Below are 7,305 nucleotides of genomic sequence, written 5' to 3' on the forward strand. Positions count from 1 at the left end.
CATATAAACTCCATTTTAAGACTCACCCGCACCTCGGTTCCCTGTCCTTCGATACTGCTGACATCAAACTGACCACCCAGGGCCTCTATGCGTTCCTGCATATTCTGTAGCCCCATATGGCCAAAACCGACACTTTGACCTTTTTTGAACCGCCGTAACTGCTGCGGATCGATACCTTTGCCATCATCATTGATGGTTAACAGCAGCAGCGAACCTTCCTGCTGTAAGATCACATCAACACCTTTGGCATGGGCGTGTTTTTCGACGTTAAACAGCGACTCCTGCACTACCCGGTATAAAGTCGTTTCCACGTCAGGCAGCATTTCAACATCAGAGATGTCGTGTTCAAACAGGTACTCCAACTGGCTGCGTGTGCGTAACTCGTTTATGTAGGCGTCGATAGCCGCAACCAAGCCTAAATCATCTAACTGTGGTGGGCGCAGATCCTGCGAAATCCGGCGCAATTCAATGATGGCCTGATCCATCGCCTGGCGGCTGGCTTGCAATTCTGTGTTGGTTACCTGTTGCTCTCCGTGAGAGGCATTTTGTTCACCTTGGGAAACATTTTTCTCCCCCTGAAACACATTGTCTAACCGGTATTTTGCCGCCACCAGTAACTGGTTCACCCCGTCATGTAATTCACGGGATACCCGCTGCCGTTCATTTTCCTGAGAGCTGATAATCTGTTGGTTGAGTAACTGCAGCTCTTCATTGGCCAGCCGTCTTACACTGAAGTTGAGTGACGCACCCAGTACCGCAATGATGGCGACAGCCACCGAGACCACCACAAACAATACTGTGGTACTTTTGCCCACGTTAGCATCGAAGCCGACTTGCATGTGTGTCAGTTGACGTTCGACATCATCAATATAAACGCCGGTACCAACCATCCATTGCCATTTATCCAGTGACACGGCATAGCTCAATTTGGGTAACGGTTCTGCCCGGGACGGCTTGTGCCACAGGTAATTGACAAATCCACCGCCCTCCCTGGCCACTCGGATGAGTTCCTGCAAGAGCAACTTGCCATTGACGTCCTGTACCTGCCACCAGTTCTTGCCGATACGTTCTGGCTGATAAGGCAAGACTAGAGCATTTCCATCCCAACTGTAGGCAAAAAAATAGCCGTCACTGCCATACGTGAGCTGGCTCAATTTTTCCGCAACTATTTTCTTTGCTGCCTCTTGTGGTAACTGCTCATCCTCGTAATAGGGTTGGATACTCTTTAAGGCGAGCTCGACATACTGTTTTAGCTCTTGTTTCTTGGCCGCCATAATATTATTTCTACTGAGGATCATCTCCTCTTCAACCAGGCTTTCAGATTGGCTAAACAACAACTTAGCGACTATCAGCACCACCAGCACCATCGGCGCAATTGAGAGCAAAGTAATGTTTAGCGACAGTTTACGATTGCTTATCCGCCCCACTTGAATTCCCTCAACCCAACTCTGCCCCAGTACGTAGTTTTACCGAATCTTGTTGGCATTTTTGCCAAAACTACCCAGTTAAAATGCGCATTTATCCCAGTAGAGGCCACATCACATCCCTTCTACACTAGCAAACTGTAACATCCAGTTAACACTTTTAATTACTTAAAGTTCACATTTCAAGTAACCAACAAGGACATCACTCGAGAAGGAGAACACCATGCGCCTAAACAGAATCGCTGCGACCACACTGGTTGCCGCTCTGGCTACTGGCTTTGCTACCAATGCTCTGGCCGCCAAAAAAATCCTTTTAAAAACCCCTATTGCATTTGGCAGCCATTTACCGGCTTTAGGTACCCCTATCAAGTGGTACGCTGAGCACATTACCCAAACTTCCGGCGGCACCATCAAAATGAAAATCTATGAGCCGGACAAACTGGTTAAGCCGGGCGAAATTCTGGATGCCGTTTCAACCGGTAAAGTCAACTCAGGCTATGCCACCGCCGGTTACTGGCAGGGAAAGCTGCCCGCATCAGCACTGTTCTCCGCCGTTCCGTTTGGTCCGGAAGCCGGTGAGTACATGGCGTGGCTCTATTTTGGTAACGGGTTAAAGCTGTATCAGGAGATGTACGATCAGGGCGGCTACAACGTAAAAGTTCTGCCTTGCGCGATTATTTCTCCGGAAACCTCCGGCTGGTTTAAAAAGCCGATTGAAAAACCAGAAGACCTGAAAGGCCTGAATATGCGCTTCTTCGGCCTTGGTGCTTCCGTGATGGAAAAACTCGGAGTCGGCACCGTTCAGATCCCGGGTGGTGAAATCTTTGGGGCTCTGGAAAAAGGCGCCATCGACGCTTCCGAGTTCTCCCAACCGGCCATCGACCAGCGCCTTGGATTCCATAAGGTCGCCAAATACAACTACTTCCCAGGCTGGCATCAACAGTCAACCGTGTTTGAGCTGTTGATCAACAAAGACACCTGGAACGAAATGGACCAGGCGCAGCAGTCCAGTGTGGAAACCACCTGTATGGCTGCGATGACTTATTCCATCGCGGAAGGTGAAGCGATGCAGTACAGCGCGATGCAAAAAGCCAAAGAAAACGGTGTTGAAATCCGTTACTGGAACAAAGAGATGTTGGATCTGTTCCAAAGCACCTGGCTTGACGTGGTGGAAGAGAAGAAAAAAGCCGATCCATTCTTCGATAAAGTCTGGACTGACCTGAGCGAGTTCCGCAAAAACTACGCGCTCTGGGCCGCCAACGGCTTCCTGCCGCGTGCCTCTGCAGAGTAATACCTAACACTGTGCCAGCTTCTGCTGGCACAAAACTAACTTGGGAGATGATTATGAACAAGGTTGTTACGTCTGTCCCCACCGCCCCTCCCTTTTACGTCATCTTAGATAAGTCGATTATCCAAATCAGTAAATGGCTGGCTTGGATCAACATGGCCTTGATCGGGGTGATCATACTGCAAGTGATTTTGCGCAAAGTGTTTTCCAACGGACAGATCACTTTGGAAGAGTTGCAGTGGCACTTATACGCCAGTGCGGTCATGTTTGGCACCGCTTACGCGCAGGTGGCCAACCTTCATGTCCGCGTAGACTTGTTTTACCACAAGTTCAGCCCGCGCAAAAAAGCCATGGTAGACCTGTTTGGTCTCTGCTTTCTGGCCATCCCGTTTGTGGTGATCGTGATTCTGCACTCCTACGACTTTGCCTACGAATCCTGGCGGGTAAACGAGAGTTCAGCCTCCCCTTCCGGCTTGCCGTACCGTTGGATAATTAAAAGCGTGATACCCATCAGTTTCACCATGTTGTTATTGACCATGGTGTCGAGTGTGTTTCGTCAATTGGATCTGCTAATTCGAGGTACTGACCATGGAAATGAATGAATGGCTAGTGATCGCCATGTTCGGTTCGTTCATTGCGTTATTGTTTACCGGCATTCCGGTCGCTTATGTGCTGGGCGGCATCGGCATCGTATTTGCTGCCGTGGGTTATTACGCAGACCTGTATCTGGATACCTTTACCGGGCTTGATTACACCAGCATCGGCTTAGTAGTGAACCGAATCTATCAGATCATGGATAACTGGATTCTGGTTGCCCTGCCAATGTTCATTTTTATGGGCAACATGCTGGATAAATCAGGGATTGCTGAAAGGCTGATGGGCTCGATGCAACAGCTGTTTGGTAAGGTGCATGGCGGCCTGGCAATTACCGTGATGGCGATCGGGATAATTTTGGCCGCGTCGACCGGTATTATCGGCGCCTCGGTGGTCCTGTTGACCGTAATGTCACTGCCAACCATGATGAAACAGGGCTACCACCTGCCGTTTGCGCTTGGCACCGTCGCCTCTGCAGGCACGTTGGGTATTCTGCTGCCACCTTCTATTATGCTGGTGATCATGGCCGACCAGCTTGGCTTGTCGGTGGGCGATCTGTTTATGGGCGCCATCATGCCCGGCCTGCTACTGGGTGGCTTGTACATTAGTTATATGCTGATCCTGGGCCGACTGAACCCACACCAGGCGCCGGTACCAGACGATGTTCAACCGGTTGACTGGCGGCTGATCGCTCAGGTGTTCAGGGATATTATTCCAACGGTCATACTGATTACGGCGGTGTTGGGATCCATTTTTGCCGGGATAGCTACCCCCACCGAAGCATCCGGTATCGGGGCGTTTGGCGCCACGCTACTTGCCGCATACAACCGAAAACTGAACCTGAAAGTGATCAAAGAAGTTCTGATGGCTTCCTATGGGACCACGGCCTACATCTTTATGATTTTCCTCGGGGCATCCTGTTTCGCGCTGGTACTGAGGGAATTAGGCGGCGATGAACTGATTGAATCTATGCTCAGCGGCTTGCCGTTTGGCCCGTACGGCATCATAGCGTTTATTCTGTTTATCGTCTTTCTGCTCGGGTTTTTCCTCGACTGGATAGAAATCACCTTGATCGCCTTGCCACTTCTGGCACCGGTTATCGCCAACCTTGGCATCGAACTGGACGGTCATGGTGTGGTAGACAATCCCAGCCTGGTTTGGTTTGTGATGCTGGTTGCCATGGCGCTACAGACCAGCTTCCTTACCCCTCCGGTAGGATTTGCATTGTTTTACCTAAAGGGTGTCTGCCCTGAAGGCGTGACCCTGAAACAGATCTATCGGGGTGTCGTCCCCTTCATTATGATCCAGCTGCTGGCGTTAGCATGCCTGGTTGCCTGGCCGCAATTGGTGCTCTGGTTCCCCAGTGTGGCCTATGGCTAACGGCCTCTCTGGGCATACGAACAAAATCATCCAAAAACTAAGGGGCAATATGCCCCTTTTGTCGATGTGAATTCAGTGTAAGCGGTTTGGTACTAAGAGCAGGCTAATTGAAAATCCTTACTGAAAATCCGTTTGTCCATCTGCTTTAATTGAGCGGAGATAATTGGGGTAAAATCCATCTGCGTCAATATGTCCCGCTGCAAATCGATACCCGGCGCGATTTCTATCAGTTCCAGGCCCAGTGCACTAAGACGAAATACCGCTCGTTCGGTGATGTACAATATGGGCTTGTTCGACTGAACTGCCTGATGGGCAGAAAAGGTAATCTGTTCAACCTGGCGGATAAATTTACTTTGCTTACCCTCGGCAACGATCTGCAATTGTTGCTCAACCACCTCAATGCTAAGGCCTTTGGTATTGAAGGTGCCGCAGAAGAACACCTCTTTGGCATTCTGCGAGATGTTAATAAAGCCGCCACAACCGGCAATCCGGCTGCCAAACCGTGACACATTGATGTCACCTTTTGCGTCACATTGAGCCAGCCCCAGAAAAGCCTGATCAATCCCGCCGCCATCGTAGTAATCAAACATCTGATCCTGGCTGATAATGGCCTGCGGGTTATATGAAGCGCCAAAGTCCAGCCCGGACGCAGGCATACCACCGACAGCGCCCGGCTCCACCGTCAGCGTATATTGACTGATATCGCCACACTGTTTGACCACTCGGGCAATGTGCTCTGGTGCGCCGATACCCAGATTCAAAACCGCACCGGGTTTTAACTCTAACGCTGCCCGGCGGGCAATAATGGTTTTCGCATCCAGGTGAGGGCTCTGACTAATTTGTTCGGCAACCGATGCCGTATTTTGACCGACAAAGGCCGGATTAAACTGGCTGGCGAACGTCTGCATATGCTGTTCCGGCTGCTCGCACACCACGACAGCATCAACAAATATCCCGGGGATTTTCACCGCGTGCGGATCCAGCTCCCCGGCTTTCACCAAACGCTTGACCTGGACGATCACCTTACCATTCTGATTGCGCGCCGCCTGGGCTGCTGCCAGGTTTTCGACGATCAGACATTCTTCTTCCATCGTGATGTTGCCGTTTTCATCGGCACTGGTACCACGTAAAATGGCAACATCAACAGGAAGGCGCTTATAAAACAGCATCTCTTCGCCGCGGAAATCGACCAGTTCTACCCAGTCTTCTTTGGTCACCTGATTAATCTTGCCACCTTCAATGCGCGGGTCGACGAAGGTTCCCAGCCCGACGGTGCTTAATGTTCCCTGTTTGTTGGCGGCGGTATCGCGTAGCAGGTGGGAAATAATCCCTTGCGGCAGGTTATACCCCTCAATGGTTTCATCGACCGCCAGCTTTTGCAGCTTGGGCACCAGCCCCCAATGGCCACCAATCACACGTTTAACCAGCCCTGGCTGGGCTAAATGGTTCACCGCCAGTGTCTTACCATCCCCCTGGCCGGCGGCGAAGATCAGCGTCAGATCGCGTGGAGTCTGGGTGCGCAAAAATCGCTCGCCTAGCGCGCTTTCAATGGCTTCGGGTACCACACTGCCGATAAACCCGCCTAACATGACGGCATCACCATCCTGAATCCATTCTGCGGCTTGTTCTACTGTTAATTGAGTAACCACAATCGTCCATCCTTGTTATTTTTTTACCTAGACTTGTTTTTCAACTCGCACTGGTTGCTCCTGCTCAACATTGTTCAGCTATTGAGGGAGCTCGCTAACAACGTGGAGTCACTGTTTCAGCTTAGCAATCATTCCTGTTCAGATTAGATCACCAGGCCTCCGTCGATTTTCAGCACTTGCCCGGTGATAAAGGCGGCTTTGTCACTGGCCAGGAATTCAACGCCATCCGCGATATCGTCTGCCGTCCCCAGCCGGCCCAACGGCGTTTTAGACCGCATCATGCCGAGCACTTTTTCGGGCAGATCTTGTGTCATTGGCGTTTCGATAAAACCCGGCGCGACACAGTTGGCACGCACCTGGGCACCTTTGCGGGCAAATTCTTTCGCCCAGCCTTTGGTCATGGCAATCACGCCACCTTTCGAGGCCGCATAATTACTTTGTCCAATATTGCCATCCGTCCCCACCACCGAAGACATAGTGACAATCGAGCCATAATTGTTTTCAACCATGATTGGGACGATTGCCTGGGTCAGGTTAAACACGCCTTTCAGGTTGACGTCCATCACCACATCCCAGTCTTGTTCTGTCATGCGGTCGATCAGGTTATCTCGCGTGATACCGGCGTTGTTAATCAGAATATCTATATGCCCATAGTCGGCGGAGATCTGTTCCACCAGCTCGCTAATCGCGTTCCGATCACAAACGTTAATCGCTATGGGCGTAACGTTCGCCACTCCTTGATAAGCCTTGGCAAGTAACGGCTCGTTCATATCTAGGGCATACACCATCACCGCGCCGTGATTTGCAAGACGCTCGACAATTGCTTTGCCAATCCCCTGCGCAGCGCCCGTTACGACGCAAATTCTATTCTGAAACATCTGTTTGTAACCTCTTGAATCATGTAGTGGATATCAAGTCCTGTGACTAGCTTAGTTATAATGCTGCGGAACTGCCCGGCTGACACACCAGG

The 7,305-nt window shown here is 50.9% G+C and carries 6 protein-coding genes; 3 read left to right on the top strand and 3 right to left on the bottom strand.

Annotated elements, in window-relative coordinates; all coding sequences use genetic code 11:
* On the bottom strand, positions 1-1,427 hold a 1,427-nt coding region (locus ACQY6F_RS17555), incomplete at its 3' end, for a cache domain-containing protein (protein ID WP_428776290.1).
* 220 nt (positions 1,428-1,647) lie between these two features.
* Here ACQY6F_RS17555 and ACQY6F_RS17560 point away from each other — a divergent pair.
* The 3 genes from ACQY6F_RS17560 to ACQY6F_RS17570 are packed head-to-tail and all read left to right on the top strand — an operon-like array spanning position 1,648 to position 4,686.
* Entirely contained in the window at positions 1,648-2,715 is a 1,068-nt protein-coding gene (locus ACQY6F_RS17560; protein ID WP_428776292.1) for a TRAP transporter substrate-binding protein, read from the top strand.
* Between the two features lie 53 nt (positions 2,716-2,768).
* The gene (locus ACQY6F_RS17565; protein ID WP_428776293.1) at positions 2,769-3,314 is read left to right on the top strand and encodes a TRAP transporter small permease subunit; all 546 of its coding nucleotides are present in this window, start codon (positions 2,769-2,771) and stop codon (positions 3,312-3,314) included.
* Entirely contained in the window at positions 3,301-4,686 is a 1,386-nt protein-coding gene (locus ACQY6F_RS17570) for a TRAP transporter large permease (RefSeq protein ID WP_428776295.1), read from the top strand. Before ACQY6F_RS17565 ends, ACQY6F_RS17570 begins: the two co-directional genes overlap by 14 nt.
* A 92-nt stretch (positions 4,687-4,778) precedes the next feature.
* Here ACQY6F_RS17570 and ACQY6F_RS17575 read toward each other — a convergent pair whose 3' ends face one another.
* Both ACQY6F_RS17575 and fabG read right to left on the bottom strand, forming a co-directional pair.
* Entirely contained in the window at positions 4,779-6,335 is a 1,557-nt protein-coding gene (locus tag ACQY6F_RS17575) for an acyl CoA:acetate/3-ketoacid CoA transferase (RefSeq protein WP_428776297.1), read from the bottom strand.
* A gap of 143 nt (positions 6,336-6,478) precedes the next feature.
* Positions 6,479-7,213, bottom strand: coding sequence for a 3-oxoacyl-ACP reductase FabG (gene fabG / locus ACQY6F_RS17580; RefSeq protein ID WP_428776298.1), 735 nt, complete (start codon positions 7,211-7,213; stop codon positions 6,479-6,481).
* Positions 7,214-7,305 lie beyond the last annotated feature (92 nt).

This window comes from Vibrio sp. (assembly GCF_050299255.1).
Lineage (GTDB): Bacteria > Pseudomonadota > Gammaproteobacteria > Enterobacterales > Vibrionaceae > Vibrio.